This window comes from Rossellomorea sp. NS-SX7, assembly GCF_052828565.1.
The window spans coordinates 1932140-1954406 of the sequence record NZ_CM128249.1; the positions used below are offsets into that span (position 1 = coordinate 1932140).

A 22267-nucleotide genomic window follows, 5' to 3' on the forward strand; every position below is an offset into this window, starting at 1 on the left:
TGCACAAAAGAAAGAGAACAGCGTGCGGGGCACACTGTTCTCTCTCATTTTATGTGATGGAAAGGAGCTTAAGGATGATTTATGAGATGACAATTCAGGTACGTGTGTCAAATATGAGAGAAGGACAATCATGGTATGAAACGCTATTGAGCAGAGAACCCGACTTTGTTCCGCATGATGGATTTGCAGAGTGGGAATTGCTCCCGGGATGCTGGCTTCAGGTAGCAGAGGGCGAACCAGCTTCCGGAAGTGGACCTATCCGCTTAGGTGTAGCGGACTTGGAAGCAGAAAAAAAACGGGTGATGCAATTGTTGAGTGTAGAAGACTTTACCATTCATTCAAGAAAAGAGGTTCCGGTTAAGTGGGCGACTTTTGAGGATCCTTGGGGGAACGGTATCGGACTTTTCCAATACATGGACCAACAAGAAATCCAGAACCGAATCGTAACGATATTAGGGAGGCATATCCGATGAATAAACACACTCTATCAAAACGATTTAAAACCTTCGCTGAAATGGAATGCCATCAATCCAGCCCGCTCTATGAATATCTTGCCCACAAGATTGCAGCTGATGATGAGCTTCTGGAAATTTGCACATACTGCCGGGATGGTCAGCCTGTTCCGAACTTGTTATTCGGTGGAGTGCATTTCCTCTTAATGAATCATTCATCTCATCCTTTATCAAACTACTATCCCAGCTTGGTGCAAGAGCCCTTACCCATCACAGAATCCTTTCCACACTTTAAAGACTTTTGCCTGCAGAATAAACAACAACTGATTCACATATTGCAAACCAAACTGGTCCAAACCAACGAAGTAAGAAGATGCGCATATCTGTATCCTGCATTTTGCAATATGTTTGAAAGAACACAGAAACCTCTGGCGTTGATTGAAATAGGGACGAGTGCAGGCTTGCAGCTGGCTTGGGACCGATATCAGTACCAATACGATATAAACGAGGAACGATACGGGTGTCCTTCATCGAAATTGTTGATTGCTTCTGAAATTAAAGGAGATAACTATCCTAATCTTCATGCCGCTCCGCCTCCGGTATCATCCAGGACCGGATATGACCTACATATCAACACTGAACACGACCATCAATGGCTGTTAGCCCTGATTTGGCCAGAACACACTGAAAGGAGGACTTTATTCACTTCAGCGGCTGGGATCATAAATGACGTCGATATCGAATTCATTGAAGGAGATGGAATAGAACGCTTCCCTTATAAAACCCAGGAGATATCTGATGAACATACCATATGCATATTTCATACCCATGTAGCCAACCAGATACCCGAACCTTCCAAAAGAGAGCTTCAAGCGAAGATAAGAGAAATTGGAAGAGCCCGAGATATCTTTCATCTTTACAATAATATGTGGGACAGACAGCTTCACCTGGATTGTTTTATTAACGGGAAAGAAGAGTGTCATGTCATCGGGGACACAGATGGACACGGCAAATGGTTTCAATGGAATTTGTCATAAGAAAATTCTTCCACTTACTCTCGTAATATGATAAACTATTGCAAATTTATTTTAAAGGAGAGTGTGGGATGGGTGAAAATGTGAGGTTGGTAAAGCCGTCTCCGGAATATAAAGAAGAATATTTAGATTTTCACAAAGAATGGAAGTCTTCTGGTGAAGATATGATCCCATGGGTTATCAAAAAAGACCCCTCTGATTTTAACGAAATGATTCAATCACTGCTCGATGCAGAAAAAGGTAAAAACCTGCCACAAGGCTGGGTCCCTGATACCACCTTTTGGTTAGTCGAAGAAAATAATCGAGTGCTGGGGGTGGTTAACATCCGTCACAGCCTGACAGAGAATCTGATGAATTCCGGAGGCCATGTCGGATATGGAATCAGGCCTTCAGAAAGGAAAAAAGGATATGCAACAAAGCTGCTTTCACTTTCATTGGAGAAGACAAAGGAACTTGGAATCGACGCAACATTGGTCGTTTGTGATAAATGGAATGAAGCCTCCAAACGGACCATCCTTAACAACGGAGGGATATCCGACAAAGACTTTATAGAAGAAGACGGAAACGTGATCCTTCGATTTTGGATCAAGTCGGATGGATAAGGTGATAAAAAATGATGTTGGCAGGCAGTTTGTAGAATTCATTCCTTTGAAGGAAGCTGATATAAACCTATATCAGCCAATTGCAGGTTCATTTGCCATCGTGCAGAAAGGCAGCGACTACCTATTGTGCTATAACACTTATAGGAACCAATGGGAGCTGCCTGCAGGCAAAAGGGAAGACGGTGAAACATTTGAACAATGCGCTTTGAGAGAGTTGCATGAAGAAACAGGACAGAACTTGGACTTCATGGAGTTCAAAGGATTGATGAAAGTGCTAACCGTTGCAGGTAAACATCAATACAACCCGGTTTTTCACCGGAAAGTGGAAGAAATTCAGCCGTTCATAAGAAATGATGAAACCAGTGACATCATGCTATGGAATAAGGGAATCGAAATACAAGAATTTGATGAAGTAGATCTTTATTTATTGAATCATTACTCGTTTTCATAAACAGTGAACGCCGAAACTCATATCGGCAGTTTTTTTGAGTCTAATCTCAAAAGAGAAAGCAAACACATCCAGTATTCATTGACACGGTCCCACCCAGGAAATAATATGAATATAAATGACATATATTCAGGAATAAACGTGAACAAAGGAGGACATGCATGTTTTCTGAAGAAAGAAGAGAAAAGATATTAGAAAAAGTTGAAAAAATCGGGAGAGTATTAGCCAAAGACCTTGCAGAAGAATACAACGTCTCAATTGATTCCATTCGCAGGGATTTATCTATCATGGAAGAAGAGAGTTTGCTGAAGAGGACGCATGGCGGAGCAATCCCAAATCCGAAAGCGCGGAATAGGCCACAGCCTCCATCAGTCCGATACGGAGAGGGGAATGAGGCGCAGGCGGCGATTGCAAAAGCAGCTGCAACTTATATAAAGGCAGACGAAACCGTTTTTATCGGTGGGTCCTCCATCCATTTTAAGATGCTGACATACATACCCAAAAACATTGCATTCACGGTTGTTACCAATTCAGTGGAAATCGCTTATCATCTTAGGAATTATGCAAATGTTGAAACCTATCTTGTTGGCGGAATAATGAAAGCTTCGGGTAACATCACGGATGGCCTGGCCAATGAATTTGCTAAACAATTCACTGTGGACGTAAATTTTGCGACTGCTGGGGGATTATCCGCGAAGGGGTTGAGTACGGCGACACCTGAAGTAGCAATCTTCCATAACACGATCTTTACCAATTCAAGAAAAAACATCGTGTTGATGGAGAATGATAAAATAGGTTTGAACTTGTTTGCTGGGCTGAATGTACCATTTTCAATGTTGAACCTCGTCATTACGGATGATGGAGCAAGTCAAGATAAAATCGACATGCTCCATTCTCACGGTGTGAAAACAATAATGGCGGAAGAAGAAGAACAATAGGGTTTGATTTTAAATCGCTCCGCGGAACGGTTTATCTTAAGCCAAAAACATCGGACAGGTGTTGGTTTGAGTGGATTTTCCAGCTGCAATGACCGGGGATTGATCCGTTTGATGTGCAATAGAGACGATTAGATTACCCTTTTAGACATAAAGAGAGCCTGCTAAAATAGTACGGTTTTACAAGACAGAGTAGAGATATGATCTTCTTTAAAGATTTATGATCCTGGCACCAGGTTACTGTGCTATAATGACCTTTTATAAAGATCAACCTTATTAACCAACGATCAAGAAGGTGAATTGATGAGCTTCGAAGGACAAAAAATACTTCCTGCAATTCGTTCGATGAAGGATTTTGATAAAATGCTTGAGACGTCGTTTGAATACGGCGTGTTTCTGGATCTTCATGTTGGCATGCTGAAAAGTGTGTTTCAATATGCAAAGCAGCACAATCGTAAGATGTTCCTTCACATCGATCTTATTCATGGGCTATCCAATGATGAATATGGAACGGAATATGTCTGCCAGGAAATCAAACCATACGGTATCATTTCCACGAAAGGGAATGTAATCAAAAAGGCTCGGCAAAAAGGTGTATATGCTACGCAAAGAATGTTCGTGATCGACTCCAGTGCGATGAAACGCAGCATCGAATTGATTCATAAAACCGAGCCTGATTATATTGAAGTGCTTCCCGGCGTTGTACCTAAGATCATATCTGAAATCCGCGATAAGACAGGCAAGCCTATATTTGCAGGCGGACTCATTGAAACAATCGAGGAAGTGGAAGCGGCAATCGAAGCCGGTGCCACCGCCATAACAACATCAGACCGGGCACTATGGAAACATTTTGACAAAAAATGAACCTGTAACCAATCTGATTGACTTAATACAAAATAACTGTTGACAACGGTTTCATTGCATATTAGTATATAAACCAAGTTAATACATTGTGTAGAGAGACAAAGAGACTTACGTGATTCATGCCTTAAAGGGGGCCTGGTTTCGTATGTCTCTTTTTATTTTTGGATTTTTCAGCAATGACTGTTTCCTCATCAGGGAAACAGGATATATACAGTAATAGCACAATATGCTATACCCATTTATGAAAACGGTCTCTTTACAGGAATCCAAATTGAAATGAGGGAATAGACATGACAGCATTTTTGGGAGAAGTGATTGGAACAGCCTTGCTCATTATCTTTGGAGCAGGAGTATGTGCAAACGTAAATTTAAAAAAATCTTTCGCCTATAACTCCGGATGGATGGTCATCACATTCGGCTGGGGATTGGGAGTTGCGATGAGTGTGTATGCTGTTGGCCAATTCAGTGGTGCGCATATTAACCCTGCAGTGACACTCGGGCTGGCTTTCAACGGTGACTTTCCATGGAGCCAGGTACCGCAGTATATTCTCGCACAGATGCTTGGTGCGATCATCGGGGCCATTATTACGTACTTGCATTTCTTACCTCACTGGCACGCGACAAAGGATCCAGGGGTGAAGCTTGGTGTATTTGCCACAGGGCCGGCCATTCCGCATGTATTCTCGAATTTATTGAGTGAAATCATCGGAACTTTTGTGTTAGTGGTAGGATTATTGTCAATCGGGGCGAATTCTTTTACAGATGGATTAAATCCATTTATTGTAGGGTTTTTAATCATCGCAATCGGGATCTCGCTCGGCGGTACGACTGGTTATGCAATCAACCCTGCACGTGATCTCGGGCCGCGCATCGCACATTTTTTGCTGCCAATACCAGGTAAGGGACCTTCCAATTGGGGGTATTCGTGGATACCGGTGTTAGGTCCGGTATTAGGCGGATCTTTCGGTGGCTTATTCTATAAAGCGGTATTCACCGGAAATGTCACGACAAGCTTCTGGGTTGTCCTTGTCATAACATTATCCGTTCTCGGAGCAGCTTACTTAAGCGACAGGAAATTGACACTTTCACAAAAAGTAGAAAAATTATCAACTGAAAACTAAGTTCACGGGAGGAATCAAAATGGGAAAATTCATTTTATCTTTAGACCAGGGTACGACAAGTTCGAGAGCCATTTTATTTAATAAAGAAGGTGAAATCGTTCATACCAGCCAAAAAGAATTTACACAGCACTTTCCGAAACCGGGTTGGGTGGAACATAACGCAAATGAAATCTGGGGTTCCATTTTGTCCGTCATTGCAACCGTTTTATCGGAGTCCAATGTGAAACCGGAGCAAATAGAAGGGATTGGCATAACGAATCAGCGTGAAACGACGGTTGTATGGGATAAAGAAACCGGCACCCCTATCTATAACGCAATCGTTTGGCAGTCCAGACAGACAGCAGGCATTTGTGAAGAGCTAAAGTCACAGGGACATAATGATACCTTCCGTGACAAAACGGGGTTATTGATTGATGCTTACTTCTCAGGGACGAAAGTGAAGTGGATTCTTGACAATGTTGAAGGAGCAAGGGAAAAAGCGGAGAACGGCCAGCTTCTGTTTGGCACGATCGATACATGGCTGATTTGGAAAATGTCCGGCGGGAAGGCACATGTAACCGATTACTCAAATGCTTCAAGAACGCTGATGTATAACATTCACGATTTAAAGTGGGACAGCGAACTTCTTGATATTCTAGGGGTTCCGGAGTCAATGCTCCCTGAGGTACGCCCTTCTTCAGAAGTATATGCAAAAACCATTCCTCATCATTTCTTCGGCCAGGAGATTCCGATAGCGGGTGCAGCAGGCGATCAGCAGGCCGCTCTATTCGGACAAGCCTGTTTTGAAAAAGGCATGGGCAAGAATACGTACGGTACAGGGTGTTTCATGCTCATGAATACAGGCGATAAAGCAGTGAAATCCGAGAATGGATTATTGACTACCCTTGCGTGGGGAATAGACGGTAAAGTGGAGTATGCATTGGAAGGGAGTATCTTTGTAGCCGGATCCGCCATTCAATGGCTGCGAGACGGGCTTCGTATGCTGAAGGATGCCAAAGATAGTCAGAGGTATGCTGAGAAGGTTGAATCCACTGATGGTGTTTATGTAGTGCCTGCGTTTGTCGGCCTTGGCACCCCATATTGGGACAGCGATGTTCGGGGAGCTGTCTTTGGATTGACCCGGGGGACATCGAAAGAACATTTCGTGCGTGCCACGTTGGAATCCCTTGCCTATCAGACGAAAGATGTGTTGACAGCTATGGAAGCAGATTCTGGCATTGCCCTGAAAAAACTCCGTGTCGATGGTGGAGCGGTACAGAATGACTTCCTGATGCAATTCCAGAGTGATATATTGAATGTTCCGGTTGAAAGACCCGTTATTAACGAAACCACTGCTTTGGGCGCTGCTTATCTTGCAGGACTTGCAGTAGGATACTGGAAAGACCGTCAAGAAATTTCTAAACAATGGAAGAAAGATACGGACTTCGAACCGAAAATGTCGGAAGAGAGCCGGGAAGAATTGTATGGTGGCTGGAAAAAAGCCGTTAACGCCGCAATGGCTTTTAAATAAAATTTATTTATGATATACTGATAACAAGTTAATAAATCGGTAAGAGACCCAGAGAGACCAAACTGCATTATGGACCCGCAAATCCATAATGTTAGTTTTGGTCTCTTTTTTTATGGATATACACTTACTAGAACATCATTTAATAAACTGAAGTTTTTAATCTTTACTACTATACAAATTGTGGACTTTTAGGAGGATGTACAATATGACGTTTTCAAGTACAGCAAGACAAGAAATCAAAGATCAATTAGGCTCCCAGAGCTATGACCTCATTGTCATTGGAGGCGGTATAACGGGTGCAGGAATCGCACTTGATGCTTCCAAGCGCGGTATGAAAGTAGCACTGGTAGAGATGCAGGACTTTGCTGCAGGCACATCCAGCCGGTCAACGAAACTCGTTCATGGAGGGTTGAGATATTTAAAGCAATTTGAAGTGAAGATGGTGGCTGAAGTAGGGAAAGAGCGAGAAATTGTATATGAAAACGGTCCGCATGTGACCACTCCCGAATGGATGCTGCTTCCCCTACATAAGGGAGGTACATTCGGGAAATTCAGTACATCGATCGGCTTGAAAGTATATGATTATCTGGCCGGGGTCAAGAAAAGAGAAAGGAGATCCATGCTTTCTGCAGCAGAGACCCTCTCAAAGGAGCCGCTTGTGAAAAAAGATGGTTTAAGAGGCGGAGGTTACTATGTAGAGTACCGTACAGACGATGCCCGTCTTACGATCGAAGTGATGAAAGAAGCGATTGCTCATGGAGCGACCGCTATCAATTACACTAAATCCCAACGTTTCCTCTATGAGAATAAAAAAGCAGTCGGGATAGAAGCGGAAGATCTGATTGACGGAGACACCATTCAAATACGAGGTTCGAAAATCGTCAATGCCGCCGGTCCGTGGGTTGATGAAGTGCGCGGGAAGGATTACAGCACGAACAATAAGGAGCTCCGCCTCACAAAGGGAGTGCATATTGTTATCGACCAAAGTAAATTCCCTCTGCAGCAAGCTGTATATTTCGACACGCCTGACGGCCGCATGGTCTTTGCAATTCCCAGGGACGGAAAAGCTTACGTGGGGACGACAGATACTTTTTATGATAAAAACAAAGCAACACCGCAAATGACAACAGAGGATCGAGATTACATTCTGGATGCCATTCATTATATGTTTCCTGAAGTAACTGTAACAAAAGATGATGTGGAATCAAGCTGGGCTGGAATCCGTCCACTCATTTTTGAAAAAGGAAAGGATCCTTCTGAAATCTCCCGTAAAGATGAAATATGGGAAGGTGAGAGCGGACTCATCACCATTGCCGGAGGAAAATTGACAGGCTACCGCAAAATGGCAGAGACGGTTGTCGATCTTGTATCAACACGATTAAAAGAAGATACGAAGCAGAAATTCCCTTCTTCCACAACCAAGAACATGCCTATTTCCGGCGGTCATGTAGGAGGCTCTAAACAATTACAGGCATTCATCGATCAAAAATCCAAAGAAGCCGTTCAATATGGGCTGACAGAAGACGAAGGACAGAAGCTTGCACGTATGTATGGTTCAAACGTCGATCAATTGTTCAAGCTCGCCCATGCTTACAGCGGTTCATCCGAAGAGCGCATGGTGCCTGTTACTCTATACGCCCAGCTTATCTATGCTGTTCAGGAAGAAATGGCCGCAACGCCGGTTGACTTTTTCATCCGCAGAACAGGAGCAATGTTCTTTGACCGTGAATGGGTAGAGAAGTGGCATGAACCAGCAATAGACATCATGGCTAAACTATTGAACTGGAAAGCAGAACAAAAAGTAGAATATACTTTAGAATTGAAAAAAGAACTGAAAAATGCTGTTGTTCCAGTAGATCAGCAGTAGAAATGATAAATCAGCAGGGGACTCACCCTGCTGATTTTTTTACCGTATTTCCATATAACCCTCTGCACAATTGTGTAAATTTGATATAATTGGAAAACAAGGGAAAAATGGGGGGGATCTCATGAACATCTATCAGACAAAGGATTTTGAAAAAATCGCTGTATTAAATGAGGCTGTTCAAAAAGTGCATGCTGAAGCTTATCCCGAATATTTTAAAGAATATCGATATGAAGAGATAAAAGAATTCTTTGAAGAAATCATTTCGAAGCCTCATCATACCTTCTTCATACTTGAAGATGAAGGGAATACCATCGGATATGCGTGGATAGAAATAAAGCATTACCCCGAGAATCCGTTTAAGAAAGAGTACAAGTCATTACTGGTTCATCAATTAAGTATCGAAGCACATGTTCGGGGAAAAGGCTACGGCACATTCTTCATGAAGGAACTCTTTCGTTTCGCAGCAGATCATCATTTATCTAGAGTCGAACTCGATTATTGGCATAACAATAATATGGCCAGGAGTTTTTATGAAAAGCAGGGATTTACGGTCTTCAGGGAATATGTTTATAAAGAGGTTGATTGATGGGGAATGAAATGAAGAAGTCAAACATTCCCAAGGCTCTGTTGATTGTAATCGTATGCACCGTCATAAGTACTCTTCTTATTCATTTCATTGAAAAACGAGAACTCCTTACTCAAAAAGAGAAGATCGAATCACATTTTGAAGATTTCAAGGAAGATGGTCAATATAAGGCCACCGTTGTTCAAAAAAGAAAGCTCGGGGATCAATATGTTCTCTTATATACGTCTGATAATCAGAACGATGAAATGGGAGTAGCTTTCTATACAAAAACAGATTTCTTCCCCCTCTATGAACTGGTTAGGGATGAAGAAGCAAATCATGGTTTACTAGGTTCTAGCTTTCTGAATAACGAACAATTCATCGTATTCGGTAACGTGAGGGACAGCGGGGCAGATTACTTTCAGTACCGCAATGATATAGACTTCGAGAAAGTTAGTCTGGGGAATGATCCCTATTTTATTCAAGTTGAATCCTACAACGGACAGCTCAGCGTACCATTAATCATTTTTTATAATCATAAAGGCGAGGAGCTGGCCACTGCTCCTGCAAAATAGGGAATTTTTACGTTATGCTTGAAATTATATAAATATATGAATTCGTGCGTAAACCCCCTCACACTTTTGTCCATTTAAGCAGAGAAGCGATAAGAGCTAAATAAAGCATTTGAAAGTTGGGGGATAAATCCGTACACTTAGAAGTGAAATTGACACCATATCCTCGACTTTGACGGCTTCAATGGGATGAAGCCGTCTTTTTTCTATGTATATTTTCCATATTGCTATACTATTATTAGATAACTTGACCAAGGGGGATGAATGGTGGATAGGAAAATTGCAATCGTGACGGGTGCTAATAGCGGGTTTGGATTACTGTCTTCAATTGAACTTGCAAGTCGGGAATTTCATGTTCTTGCAACGATGCGTGATGTAAAGAAGGCAGAAGAATTAAATAAATTGGCAAGATTACGTGGAGTGGATTCTTACATAACAATATTGTCTCTGGATGTGACTTCAGAAGAATCGATTGAATCTTTTAAAGGAACTCTCACCGACCAGTATACTTCAGTCGATCTTCTATTGAACAACGCTGGTTATGCATTTGGAGGCTTTGCGGAAGAGGTGAGCATCGCAGAGTATAGGGAACAATTTGAAACAAATGTATTCGGTGTGATGGCTGTTACTCAAATGGTGCTGCCTTTTATGAGAAAACAGGGAAAAGGGAAAATCATCAATATGAGCAGCATCAGCGGCCGTTTCGGTTTTCCGGGTTTAAGTCCATATGTTTCTTCCAAACATGCACTTGAAGGATACAGTGAGAGTCTGCGGCTGGAACTTAAACCGTTTGGCATTGAGGTTTTTTTAATCGAACCCGGTTCCTATCAAACAAACATCTGGACTTCAGGAAAGAAGGTTGCCTCCGGATCTCTTGAAAAAGAGTCACCCTATTATACTTATATGCAAAAAATAGAATCAGAAATTGAAAAGGGCCAGGATCGGTTAGGGAACCCCGCTGATATAGCGGCTCTTGTTGGTGATATTGCTTCGGGTAAAATAACCACATTCAGAGTCCCTGCCGGCAGGGGTACCCGACTTACTATCCTGTTAAAGGGCATTCTCCCCTGGAAAACATTAGAAAAATTGATACTGAAAAAACTTTTCCATTAATCTTGCCTGAAACGCAGTCTATACTGCGTTTTTTTTGCAGTCAACCAGAACATCATCAGAATTAGGACTCTTGTAAAAATAATTCTAGAGTTTTTTATGGCGGCTCTCCACTATGGAGTATGATTGTATTGAAAAGAAAAAGTCCAAATTTATGTATTTTTAGGTAGGTTGGGACAAAAAACAAAAGGGTAAACGCAGCATAGGTAAGTACAGTGGAGAATTATTCTACCGTGCACTCATATTTAATTATCTGAATAATAGGACTTCATCACGAAAGAAGGAGAAGTTTGTAAAAAAGCAGAAGTACATAATAGCAATCTATACACTCAGTAAAAGTATTGAAAGGAGGAGGTCAAATGAATTGGAAAGGAGCGTCCGCTCTCTGCATTCAAAATGAGCGTTTACTCATGGTTTACCAAGGGAAAAAGAATGAAGAGAAACGCTGGTCTGTTCCTTCAGGAGGGTTAGAACCGAATGAATCCATCCAAGAATGCTGCAAGAGAGAAGTATGGGAAGAAACCGGATACAAAGTAGAAGTAGGAAAGCATGTTTATACAAAATGGGGTTCTGAAGGAGAAATTTCCACAGAAATTCTATACTTTGAAACGACTATCATTGGCGGGGATGCAACAATTCAAGATCCGGATGGATTAATCCATGGGATTGAATGGGTTCCAATTGAAGAATTAAGAAACCTTCCGCTGGCATTTCCCGAAGATATCAGTATAATGGAATCTTATATGAAAGACAGACTCACGATACATAATGCAGAGTGATATGTTCTAAAACTTTCAATATAATTGTAAAATACGACTTAGTGAAGGAGAGGGAAAGAATGGTTAAAAGAACAGGAGAAGTTGTGATGGGAATCATCGGTATTGTATTATCCGCATTGTTCTCCATCATCGGAATTGCAACGAATATGAGCATGGGTGATCCAGCTATCATGGATGAAATGGAGAATATGATGGAAAGTGACCCCGCTATGACACCTCAGGACACATCATTTATCCTTGGTATAGCAGAAACAATGGGATGGTACTTGATTGTCATCGGAATCATCGCATCCATTTTCGGATTGATTGCCGTTCTTACAATCGTTAAAAATAGAAGGCCGATTCTTTCTGGGATTATGTTCATACTTGCTGCTTTGATCATCGGGATTGGTACCATCGGATTCGGATTTATCCCTGGTCTGTTATTCTTAATAGCAGGAATCATGGCATTTGTCCGAAAGCCTAAGCCGAGTGAAACTGCATATTAACCAGTGAAAAAGACAAAAAGCTTAGAGATCATATCTCTAAGCTTTTTCCATAAATAGAAAGACTGTTTCTTCTCTCGGGAGTTTCTCTGTTTTATATGCTTTATAGCCAAGGTTTTTATAAAAAGTTATATTCCTCTGGCTTTTACTCCCTGTAAATAACTCAAAACGAAATCCTTTATATTTTCTTTCAATCGCATTCATCAATTCTTTCCCGTAGCCATTTCCTTGAAAATCAGGATGCACCATTAATTTCATGATATGACATGTACCACTTGATTGTTTCGCACGTACAGACCCTATGATCCTCTCATTCAAAACCAATTTTAGAATATGATTATCCAAGAAAGCCTTTTCCACGTCTTCAATGGTTTGGAGGAGGGGCTCGATCTCATAATTACCATCAATTTCTGCTTCACTCACATACGCCAACTTCTGTATTTCAAGTATTTCAGGTGCGTCTTCAATCGACGCCTCCATAATGATCTTTTTTATCATATTTATCCTCCACTCTAAATACATTATCACTAACATATTCTTGTCATTGGAGAAAAATCCCTCTTATATTAATACCTTGATTTTAATTGGCTTCTATACTATCTTAAAAGTAGAGCATAACTAATAACAAAGAGACACCGGTTGCAGCCGATGTCTCTTGCCACACAGCAACTGCAAGGAAAGCAGTGGCCCAATAGAGAAAGGAAATAACTCTGCCCTTCAAAAGTTTAGGCGCTTAACGAGGGTGGGGTTATTTCTTATTGTCATTCGAAATAACAATGGCAATGATGGAGACGATCAAAGAGCTGAATGTAATCATTAGCGTCAAAGCCTCATACGTTGTCACTATAGGCACCACCTCCTTTAGCCAGGAAGTGGCCACTCCCACCCTACATCCTACTGTGTATTCAAATTATATCATATAAAGCTTCCACTCTTTATAGGCAGGAGGTAGGAAAAGTACCACCCTTTCAAATAAACAGCAGGGTGTATTTTTGTGTCCAGATCAGCTTCGAGCGCCACTATTTCACGAGAAGACAAAAATATGTTAGCATGAATATGCTCATTTAAAACGATTACATATAAACATGAGAGTATCAAGGAGGAACCAAGAATGAAACAGCGATTAGAAACCTTAAAGCAATGGATGAAAGAAGAGAACATCGATGCAGCATTTATCAATTCAACAGAAAATGTATTTTATTTGACAAATTTCCACACAGATCCTCATGAACGGTTGATGGGGCTATTTGTATTCCCCGATGCAGATCCATTTGTGGTCGTTCCAGGAATGGAAGCGCGACAAGTTAAGGACGCAGGATGGCAAAATGAAGTAATTGGTTATTGGGACCATGAGAATCCATGGGATTTTATACAACAAGCAATTAAAGAGCGTGGAGTGGATGGAAATAAAGTTGCGTTTGAAAAAGAGGTCTTAACATACGGACGCAGTGAAGCGTTCCTATCCATCTTCCACAATCCTGAGGTAATAAATGTAGAAGACAAATTAAACGACATGCGCGTTGTCAAAGATGAGAAGGAGATTGAAATCATGCGCCGTGCTGCTGAAATGGCAGATTTCGGAGTTGAAGTAGGAGTCAATGCACTTCAGGAAGGTATCACCGAAATGGAAGTCTTGGCGAAGATTGAATACGAGCTGAAGAAAAAAGGAATCAGGGAAATGTCCTTTTCTACAATGGTATTATTCGGTGAGAAGTCTGGGGATCCTCACGGCAACCCCGGTGATAGAAAGCTAAAAGCAGGAGACTTTGTCCTATTCGATCTCGGAGTGGTCCTTGAAGGATACACATCGGATATCACACGGACATTTGCTTACAAATCAGTTTCTGATAAGCAAAGAGAAATCTACGAGACTGTTCTTAAAGCAGAGCTTGCATCACTTGAAGCAAGCAAGCCTGGAAACCGGGTAGGAGACCTTGACCAAATCGCCCGTGATATCATCACTGAAGCAGGGTACGGAGATCACTTCCCTCACAGGATCGGTCATGGACTCGGAATCAATGTCCATGAATTCCCATCGATGAGCCACTTAAATGACGGTATTCTTAAGGTGGGGATGACATATACAATCGAGCCGGGAATTTATGTTCCTGAAATCGGAGGAGTCAGAATAGAAGATGATGTGCTCATCACAGAAAATGGGTATGAAACGTTAACAAAATTCCCAAAAGAGCTTCAGATTATCGAATAATGCGTGGAGAGCTGATGAAGAATCAGCTCTCCTTTTATATAATGGCATCAGCAGCCTAATTAAGTAAATAAGTTGAAATGAAACCTTTATGTTGCTCGTTACGTATACATTAGTATCAAGAAATGAAAAGGAGAGAACACATGAAAAAAATCATCCTGTTACTGTCATCAATATTGCTTCTTACCGGCTGCGGGTTGTTAGAAGAAGCGAATAACAGCTTAACCTACGTAGAAGAAATGACGGATTATTTAAATGAAGCGGAACAGTTTGCAAATGATTTTCCAACTTTAGTAGAAGAGGCGTCTGCAGATCAGTCAGCCATTCCTAAACTTCAAGACCGCTTGAATGAGATGAAAACAGAAATAGAAGAAATAAATAACCTGACCCCTCCATCTCTTGCAGAGGATCTTCACACAAAAGTGGAGGAGTATAACAATAAAGCACTTCAGGGAATAGAACAAGCTCAGACTCAAATCGATAAAGGTGAAGTTCAATTGAGCGAGCTTCAGGATTTGGAGATTGTGCAAACCTTTAATCAACTGCAGGAAATCAAAGGGAACCTTGAAAACTTAGGTCAATAATAAGTAGTGAAGTGTTACAGATAAGGAATTGACATTCTATACTGTGACACTTCTTTTTTTATATAGGAAATGGTAAAGGCTGACGAACGATCTTTTTCTTCTTTATTAGAACAAGGGTTCGGAAAAACGTGATATAATGTAGAAATAATATAATGGATAGGAGACATTCGATGAAAGTTGTGATAGCCGAAAAACCTGATCAAGGGGCAACTTTGGCCAAACCGTTTCCTCATCGGAAAAAACAAGGATACATAGAGGTTCAGCCGAATGACATTTTTCCAAAAGGGGCTTATATTACTTGGGCGGTCGGCCATCTCTTCGGACTTCAAGCACCTGAAAAGTATGATAGCAAATGGAAGAAATGGACGTTTGAAGACCTGCCGATCATACCGGTTCGTTTTCAGTATGAGCTGTCAAGAGCTAAAGCGAAGCAGTTTACAGTCATAAAGCAGCTGCTTCATAACAAAGATGTAACTGAAATCATTCATGCTGGGGATGCCGGGCGGGAAGGAGAATTGATTATCCGAAACATCGTATCTATGGCCCGTGTGCAAAAACCGATGAAAAGGCTTTGGATATCATCCCTGACAGAAAAAGCGATCGTCAATGGGTTCAGAGCCTTAAAGGAAGAAGGAGAGCTGCGCAACCTTTACTATGAAGCATATTCACGAGCCTGTGCAGACTGGCTGGTGGGAATGAATGCTTCCAGGGCCTATAGTATTTTGCTGAAGAAGCAGGGTATGTCGGATGTTTTTTCGGCAGGGAGGGTTCAAACTCCAACGCTTGCACTGATTGTCAAGCGGGATGAAGAAATTGAAAGATTCAAGAGTGAGCCTTTCTGGGAAGTGAAAGCTGATTTCCAATTTGGAGATCACACGTATGAAGGGACCTGGCAAAAAGACGGGGAAAGCCGTATTCAGAGTGAAGAACTTGCGAGGAAAATCGCTTCCTTCTGTGAAAATAAACGTGCATGCATTGAAGATGTGAAAACGGAAAGAAAAGAGTTCTCACCTCCTATGCTGTTTAATCTCTCTTCCTTGCAGGCAACAATCAACAAGATGTTTAAATTCTCTCCAAAGAAAACACTGGATGTACTCCAAAAGCTTTACCAGAAAGGAATTGTCTCTTATCCCCGTTCGGATTCCCAATACGTGACCAAAGGGGAAGCCGAAACATTCCCGGATATCCTAAATAAATTAAAGGAGTACGATCCCTATAATCAATGGATACCAGTTCCTCATGGAAGCTTGATGAATAATAAGCGTTATGTAAACGATGCGAAAGTATCAGACCACTATGCCATTATCCCTACGGAACAGGTTACAGATCCGTCCTCCCTTTCTTCGGACGAGAAAAAAATATATGATGTCATCATTAAGCGTTTCATTGCTGCACATCATGAAAAAGCCATCATTAATTATACAACCATTACAACCCTGGTGGATGACCGTGCCGAATTTGTATCAAAAGGCAAACAGGTTCTTCAGGATGGTTGGAGAAAGATCATTGTCGAAAACGAAAAAGAAAATGAACCTCTGCTTCCCCCTGTTAATGCGAAAGATCAAGGCAAGGTAAAAAAAGTGAATATCAAGGAAGGAAAGACCCAGCCTCCTAAAAGATATACTGAAGGGCAGCTGATTACCTTGATGAAAACAGCGGGAAAATATATGGATAATGATGAACTCGAGAAAGTCCTTAAGCAAACGGAAGGATTGGGTACCGAAGCGACACGGGCAGGAATCATTACGATGCTTAAAGACCGTCAGTACATAGATATTCAGAAAAACATCGTCTATCCGACCGATAAAGCAAAAGTGCTTATACGCGCCATCGGTAACAACGTATTGGCATCAGCTGAAATGACAGCCAAATGGGAGCAGCGCCTCCAACAGATTGGAAAAGGAAAAGCATCCGCACCTGAGTTCATGGAACAAGTAAAGAAATTGAGTCATTCACTCGTACAGAATGCCTTGCATGAAGCTGATTCGTGGAATTTCCGCGATCTTGATACAGGTTCTATTCAACGGACAACAGGAAAGAAAGGAAAACGTGGGGGTAAAGCCAGCCTTGGAAAATGCTTGAAATGCGGTGATAAAGTCATCGATAAGGGCAAATTTTATGGCTGCGCGAGTTATCAAAAAACGAAATGCAGCTTTACGATATCAAAAACCATCCTTTCAAAAAAAATAACAGCAACCGTTATAAAAAAAGTTTTGAAAGAAGGAAAATCCGATCGAATCGACGGTTTTAAAAAAGGGGACAAGCAGTTTTCAGCTTATCTTGGATGGGACCCCCAACAAAAGAAAATCCAGTTTTTATTTGATGTACAATAATCTTTAACTGAATAAAAAGGTGCTTTCACATTTTTAGCCCGTCTTTTTATTTTTTAAGTCAGTTTCCGTATTAGAATAAGAGTCATGATTCAATTTAATCGAAAACAGCGATACCATTAATGGCATCGCTGTTTTCTTTATGTCATTCATCTTCTATGGACCTAAACACATATTTGGACGTTTAAATATCCCCAAAATGGATAAAACAACTATGTACAGAAAAGAAATAAGCTAATGGAGGGTATACATTGAAAAAAGTATTAATGGTATTAACAAATGCAAGTAAAATCGATGATGAGCATGAGACAGGGCTATGGTTATCAGAGTTTGCAGAACCATACTCCGAATTTAAAAATCAAGGATTCGAAGTCGATGTAGCAAGCCTCCAAGGAGGAAGAATACCTCTTGACCCCAATAGTTTGGATGATGAAAATGTGGAAACATGGAAGGGGATTACGAAAGAACTCGATCAAACATTGGTGCTCTCCCAACTTAATGTGAACGAGTACAGCGGGATCTTCCTGCCGGGCGGGCATGGAACGATGTTCGATCTGCCTGAGAGCCCTGACCTGCAGCAGGCACTTGCACATTTTGCTGAAAATAATAAAGCCATTGGGGCAGTTTGCCATGGACCAGCAGGCTTTGTTGGTACAAAATTAACGAACGGCAAATGGCTTGTGGATGGAATAAGCATGACAGGATTCACTAACGAAGAAGAACAGCAGACAGGATTGGATTCATTAATGCCGTTTTTGTTAGAAACAAAACTGCGTGAGCAAGGAGCCCAATTTGAGAAGGCAGAAGCGTGGAGCGACCATGTCATTACAGACGGTAAATTTGTAACCGGTCAAAATCCGCAATCCAGTCAGTCTACAGCAGAGGCGTTTGTGAAAGTATTATAATACTCGCTTCACCCCGTGGAGTTGAGAATCAAGAAACAGTCCATATTCTTCGAGTGTTAAGGAACAAGAAAATTAGACCCGGAACATTAAATAAGATGATCTCTGTCTTGTGCAGGGGTCATCTTATTTATATTCCAATGATACATATACAGCATGCGTTTATAAGGAATTCAATGAGAATTCATGGTATCATCTCTTTCTGCACCCATATGTTAAAATCATTTCACAACGATCTTTTGAAGGGAGAAAGTCTATGCTTCAAGTAATTATACAGATATTGATACTATGTACTTTTTATGAAGCTGGCAAATGGATTGCTGACTTCTTTCATTTACCGATACCTGGAAGCATCATCGGAATGCTTCTATTGTTTACACTATTGATCTCAGGGATCATAAAAGAAAAGGTATTATTAGAAGGGGCAAACTTTTTTTTGAAATACTTTTCATTTTACTTCCTGCCATTATCCGTGAGCGCGATTGCTCTTGGACCTTATTTGCATCAATACGGCTGGAATCTCGTCCTGATTCTTGTCATTAGTGTTATCGCCGGGTTTGCTTCCGTCACCCTAGGGGTTCAGGGAATTGTTCAAATAAAGGAGAAGAAGCCTAATGATGAATCTCATTAATATGCTGGCAGCAACAGGCATAACGGTCATTTTCTTTATACTTTCAATCAAGATTCATCGTCTCTGGTCAAGTCCGTTGACAATACCCATCTTCTTAAGTTCAACAGCACTTATTCTCACATTATATATACTTGATATCCCATATGAAACATATGCTGACGGCACTGCAGTGATTACTTATTTACTCGGTCCGGCCACCGTGGCGCTTGCGTATCCCTTATATCAATTCAGGAAGCTTATCACGAGGCATTGGCAGCCTATCTTAACGGGTATCATAACAGGAAGCGGAGTCTCCATGGTATTGTCTTATTTTCTCGCCGGACTTTTGGGATTACCTGAAGAAATCAAGAGGTCCTTCCTGGTAAAGACCATCACTACCCCGGTAGCTGTGGATATAGGAAAACTGATAGATGGGAAGGTAGAATTGATACCGGCCGTCGTCATTATAACAGGGGTGATGGGGGCTATGTTCATGCCGTATCTCATTAGAGTGCTGAACCTCTCTCACCCGATTGCAAAAGGACTTCCTTTCGGCGTCATCTCACATGGTATTGGAACCGCTCAGGCTTTTAAAGAAGGAGATCTGGAAGGAGCTATAAGCGGAGCTGCTATGGCGTTAACAGCTTTAATCATGTCATTGATCATTCCGATTGTGTTTCTGTTTGTTTGATTGAGTGCTTTAAGGGAGAAAATAGATGATGAGGCAGGGAAATTCCGACTGCTACCTCCCTCAGTAAAAGGAGCACTAATGTTGAAAAGAGTACTTATGAAGATAAAAAAAGGAATATGGATCGTTCCGGCGGCTTATAGTATTGTCTCCCTGGGTCTTGCTATCCTGACTATTTCACTTGATACCTATTGGATCCACAGAATCGAACCGTTCATACCGACTGTCATGCTTACAAGTATCGACCTTGCCCAGACTGTCCTGAGCGCCATCGCATCATCCTTGTTGACGATGACGACATTTACATTCTCTACTGTAATGATTGTTCTGACAACGTATTCCTCACAGTTTTCGCCAAGAACACTCCAGAATTTTGTGAAGGATAAAACAACAATGAGAGGATTGGGCATATTTCTGGGAGGCTTCATTTATTCCATTATTTCTTTGTTATTCATGAGGCAGAGTCTTGAAGAACATCTCGTTTCGTCCGCTTTTATCGGTGTTCTTTACGCCATTGTCTGTCTTTCATTTTTTGCTTATTTCATTCACCACATCGCCACCTCCATCCAGATAAGCAGACTGATACAACGCTTGGAAGAGGAGGCGTTGAAAGTCATCACATATTACAAAAAAATCCAAAATGAACATAGTGTCCGCCCATATATAGATATAACTGATGAATATGGTGTAACTTCAGAAATCCCTGCAGCGAAATCAGGCTTTATTCAATATGTGGACTTCTCAGAGATGATAAACAGAGCAAGGGAAGAACGGGTCCTTATTGAATTCATGAAAGAAGTCGGTGACTTTGTGAAAGAAGGAGAGACAATTTGCGAGGTTCATGGTGCAAAAGATGCACTTCCTCATTTCAACCCATATATATACATAGGAAGGGAACGAATGGGTGAATATGATTTAGCTTATTCCCTGCAGAAAATAGTAGAAATTGCGTTGAGGGCAGTATCTCCGGGCATCAATGATCCTAATACAGCCAGGGATGCCATCAAATATATCGGGTTGATCCTGAGCGACATACATGGAATCGAAGATGGCATTTTACACATGAAAGATAATGATGGCAGCACAAGAGTGCTTATACATCTTTTTTCTTTCAACAAAATTCTTTATCAAACGTTTTATCAGATTTCTCATTACAGCAAGGAAGATATTTCAGTCATCTTATCAATCATGGATGCACTGATCATGATTTACAAGGCCGTTGATATCGAACGAAAACATATCGTTTATGATTTTCACAAGTACCTGATTCACGGCATGGAAAAAGAAGAAATGCAGGAATGGGATCTTTATTATCTAAATGAAAAAATCGATCAGCTAAAACCTTTGGATTCCCAAGAATAAATTGGAGACAGAGGTGATGGAAATGAAGGAATACTCCATAGGCATTTTTCAATTGACTCTTTAGATTTCAAATTGTTTTTAACTGTTGATGAAACGGCATTGGGGAATAATGGATGACGACTGATGAACAGAACTGTTCAACACAGCTTTTTCTTTAAAAAATCACTTGGTTTCGGTATAGTAAGGGAAGACGAAATTCATAAAGAGAAGGAAGATTGTATGATAGTAAAAACTGATGAAGAATTGCAAGCGTTAAAAGAAATAGGTCGCATCGTCGCACTGATCCGGGACGAGTTGAAGTCTCTAACAAAACCTGGAATAACGACAAAAGAGCTCGATGAAATTGCAGGAAAAATGTTTGCAGAGAACGGAGCAATTTCAGGACCCAAAGGTGAATATGACTTTCCGGGCTTCACTTGTATCAGCGTGAACGAAGAAGTTGCCCATGGAATACCTGGAGAAAGAGTCATTCAAGAGGGAGACCTTGTGAATATAGATGTGTCAGGCTCGAAAGACGGATATTATGCAGATACCGGTATTTCGTTCGTGGTTGGCGAGGGCGATCCGACACTGACAGATTTGTGTGAAGCAGCCCTGAAATCATTCGAAGCAGGCCTCCGGAAAGCAAAAGCAGGTTCAAAGTTGAACGGGATTGGAAAAGCCGTTCACAATGAAGCAAAGAAAAATGGCTATACCGTTATTAAAAATCTGACCGGGCACGGTGTAGGTAAATCACTTCACGAAAAACCTGACCATATCCTGAATTATTTCGATCCATGGGATAACGGGCTTCTGAAAGAAGGCATGGTCATCGCATTTGAACCTTTCATCTCGAGAAGAGCCCAAAATGTCATTGAAAAAGGCGACGGCTGGACATACATCACACCTGACAAAAGCCTCGTAGCACAAATCGAACACACCATTATCATCACAAAAGACGAACCTATTATCTTAACTCAGTAAAACAGTAAGGGACGGACCTTAAATAAGGCCCGTCCCACTTTTTTAGTTAAACGATCTTTGTTTTCCCGCATTCCTGGCACTTACGATAGAATTTCCCATCCAGCACATGGGATTTAAAGACGTTATTCCCGCATTCGCATCTACCGGCATGTACATCTGGTTCGTCTTTATAAAGTACGATTGTCTCTTCTTGATTCTCCACAGTTAAACCTCCCACGCTAATTCACGTATCTATTTAAGTATAATTTGAATTCGATAAGTTGTTAAGAGAAAAATAG

At 41.3% G+C, this 22267-nt stretch carries 25 protein-coding genes; 22 read left to right on the plus strand and 3 right to left on the minus strand.

Annotation, left to right across the window (positions count from 1 at the left end):
* Window positions 1–74: 74 nt before the first annotated feature.
* The 14 genes from ACUXV2_RS09570 (at window position 75) to ACUXV2_RS09635 (ending at window position 12347) form a co-directional block, all read left to right on the plus strand.
* Entirely contained in the window at window positions 75–473 is a 399-nt protein-coding gene (locus ACUXV2_RS09570; protein WP_446246779.1) for a VOC family protein, read from the plus strand.
* The gene (locus tag ACUXV2_RS09575; RefSeq protein ID WP_446246780.1) at window positions 470–1489 is read left to right on the plus strand and encodes a DUF2332 domain-containing protein; all 1020 of its coding nucleotides are present in this window, start codon (window positions 470–472) and stop codon (window positions 1487–1489) included. The genes ACUXV2_RS09570 and ACUXV2_RS09575 overlap by 4 nt, the downstream gene beginning before the upstream one ends.
* Before the next feature lie 68 nt (window positions 1490–1557).
* Window positions 1558–2088, plus strand: coding sequence for a GNAT family N-acetyltransferase (locus tag ACUXV2_RS09580; RefSeq protein WP_446246781.1), 531 nt, complete (start codon window positions 1558–1560; stop codon window positions 2086–2088).
* Window positions 2081–2539: an NUDIX hydrolase gene (locus tag ACUXV2_RS09585; protein ID WP_446246782.1), complete on the plus strand. Its 459-nt coding sequence runs from the start codon at window positions 2081–2083 to the stop codon at window positions 2537–2539. The genes ACUXV2_RS09580 and ACUXV2_RS09585 overlap by 8 nt, the downstream gene beginning before the upstream one ends.
* Window positions 2540–2697: 158 nt before the next feature.
* On the plus strand, window positions 2698–3474 hold the full coding sequence (locus ACUXV2_RS09590; RefSeq protein ID WP_446246783.1) for a DeoR/GlpR family DNA-binding transcription regulator: 777 nt from the start codon (window positions 2698–2700) through the stop codon (window positions 3472–3474).
* A 300-nt stretch (window positions 3475–3774) separates the two neighbouring features.
* Window positions 3775–4335, plus strand: coding sequence for a glycerol-3-phosphate responsive antiterminator (locus tag ACUXV2_RS09595; RefSeq protein ID WP_446246784.1), 561 nt, complete (start codon window positions 3775–3777; stop codon window positions 4333–4335).
* A 290-nt stretch (window positions 4336–4625) separates the two neighbouring features.
* Entirely contained in the window at window positions 4626–5456 is an 831-nt protein-coding gene (locus tag ACUXV2_RS09600; RefSeq protein WP_446246785.1) for an MIP/aquaporin family protein, read from the plus strand.
* Between the two features lie 19 nt (window positions 5457–5475).
* Entirely contained in the window at window positions 5476–6966 is a 1491-nt protein-coding gene (gene glpK / locus ACUXV2_RS09605; RefSeq protein WP_446246786.1) for a glycerol kinase GlpK, read from the plus strand.
* Window positions 6967–7162: 196 nt separating this feature from the next.
* Complete coding sequence (locus ACUXV2_RS09610) at window positions 7163–8833, plus strand: glycerol-3-phosphate dehydrogenase/oxidase (RefSeq protein ID WP_446246787.1); 1671 nt, start codon at window positions 7163–7165, stop codon at window positions 8831–8833.
* Between the two features lie 121 nt (window positions 8834–8954).
* Window positions 8955–9419, plus strand: a complete 465-nt coding sequence (locus ACUXV2_RS09615) for a GNAT family N-acetyltransferase (RefSeq protein WP_446246788.1) — start codon at window positions 8955–8957, stop codon at window positions 9417–9419.
* Window positions 9419–9973 carry a hypothetical protein gene (locus ACUXV2_RS09620; protein ID WP_446246789.1) on the plus strand — a complete coding sequence of 185 codons (555 nt, stop codon included), beginning with the start codon at window positions 9419–9421 and terminating at the stop codon, window positions 9971–9973. The genes ACUXV2_RS09615 and ACUXV2_RS09620 overlap by 1 nt, the downstream gene beginning before the upstream one ends.
* 264 nt (window positions 9974–10237) lie before the next feature.
* Window positions 10238–11083, plus strand: a complete 846-nt coding sequence (locus ACUXV2_RS09625) for an SDR family oxidoreductase (RefSeq protein ID WP_446246790.1) — start codon at window positions 10238–10240, stop codon at window positions 11081–11083.
* Between the two features lie 356 nt (window positions 11084–11439).
* A complete protein-coding gene (locus tag ACUXV2_RS09630; protein WP_446246791.1) occupies window positions 11440–11859 on the plus strand; it encodes an NUDIX domain-containing protein in 420 nt (139 codons plus the stop codon).
* A gap of 59 nt (window positions 11860–11918) precedes the next feature.
* Window positions 11919–12347: a DUF4064 domain-containing protein gene (locus ACUXV2_RS09635; RefSeq protein ID WP_446246792.1), complete on the plus strand. Its 429-nt coding sequence runs from the start codon at window positions 11919–11921 to the stop codon at window positions 12345–12347.
* Between the two features lie 36 nt (window positions 12348–12383).
* On the opposite strand, the gene ACUXV2_RS09640 is transcribed toward ACUXV2_RS09635, so the two are convergent.
* Together ACUXV2_RS09640 and ACUXV2_RS09645 are read right to left on the minus strand one after the other, a co-directional pair.
* Window positions 12384–12842, minus strand: a complete 459-nt coding sequence (locus tag ACUXV2_RS09640) for a GNAT family N-acetyltransferase (protein WP_446246793.1) — start codon at window positions 12840–12842, stop codon at window positions 12384–12386.
* A 250-nt stretch (window positions 12843–13092) separates the two neighbouring features.
* Complete coding sequence (locus tag ACUXV2_RS09645) at window positions 13093–13188, minus strand: putative holin-like toxin (protein WP_224874344.1); 96 nt, start codon at window positions 13186–13188, stop codon at window positions 13093–13095.
* A gap of 267 nt (window positions 13189–13455) precedes the next feature.
* Here ACUXV2_RS09645 and ACUXV2_RS09650 point away from each other — a divergent pair, with 267 nt between their 5' ends.
* The 8 genes from ACUXV2_RS09650 (at window position 13456) to map (ending at window position 21989) form a co-directional block, all read left to right on the plus strand.
* Entirely contained in the window at window positions 13456–14553 is a 1098-nt protein-coding gene (locus ACUXV2_RS09650; protein ID WP_446246794.1) for a M24 family metallopeptidase, read from the plus strand.
* Window positions 14554–14693: 140 nt separating this feature from the next.
* Window positions 14694–15134 carry a DUF6376 family protein gene (locus tag ACUXV2_RS09655; protein ID WP_446246795.1) on the plus strand — a complete coding sequence of 147 codons (441 nt, stop codon included), beginning with the start codon at window positions 14694–14696 and terminating at the stop codon, window positions 15132–15134.
* Window positions 15135–15304: 170 nt separating this feature from the next.
* A complete protein-coding gene (locus ACUXV2_RS09660; protein ID WP_446246796.1) occupies window positions 15305–17467 on the plus strand; it encodes a DNA topoisomerase III in 2163 nt (720 codons plus the stop codon).
* 248 nt (window positions 17468–17715) lie between these two features.
* A complete protein-coding gene (locus ACUXV2_RS09665) occupies window positions 17716–18369 on the plus strand; it encodes a type 1 glutamine amidotransferase domain-containing protein (protein WP_446246797.1) in 654 nt (217 codons plus the stop codon).
* A gap of 253 nt (window positions 18370–18622) precedes the next feature.
* The gene (locus ACUXV2_RS09670; protein WP_446246798.1) at window positions 18623–18997 is read left to right on the plus strand and encodes a CidA/LrgA family protein; all 375 of its coding nucleotides are present in this window, start codon (window positions 18623–18625) and stop codon (window positions 18995–18997) included.
* Complete coding sequence (locus tag ACUXV2_RS09675; RefSeq protein ID WP_446246799.1) at window positions 18981–19667, plus strand: LrgB family protein; 687 nt, start codon at window positions 18981–18983, stop codon at window positions 19665–19667. The genes ACUXV2_RS09670 and ACUXV2_RS09675 overlap by 17 nt, the downstream gene beginning before the upstream one ends.
* A gap of 81 nt (window positions 19668–19748) precedes the next feature.
* Complete coding sequence (locus ACUXV2_RS09680; RefSeq protein WP_446246800.1) at window positions 19749–21026, plus strand: DUF2254 domain-containing protein; 1278 nt, start codon at window positions 19749–19751, stop codon at window positions 21024–21026.
* A gap of 219 nt (window positions 21027–21245) precedes the next feature.
* The gene (gene map, locus ACUXV2_RS09685; protein WP_446247038.1) at window positions 21246–21989 is read left to right on the plus strand and encodes a type I methionyl aminopeptidase; all 744 of its coding nucleotides are present in this window, start codon (window positions 21246–21248) and stop codon (window positions 21987–21989) included.
* Between the two features lie 46 nt (window positions 21990–22035).
* On the opposite strand, the gene ACUXV2_RS09690 is transcribed toward map, so the two are convergent.
* On the minus strand, window positions 22036–22191 hold the full coding sequence (locus ACUXV2_RS09690; protein WP_446246801.1) for a hypothetical protein: 156 nt from the start codon (window positions 22189–22191) through the stop codon (window positions 22036–22038).
* Window positions 22192–22267: the final 76 nt, after the last annotated feature.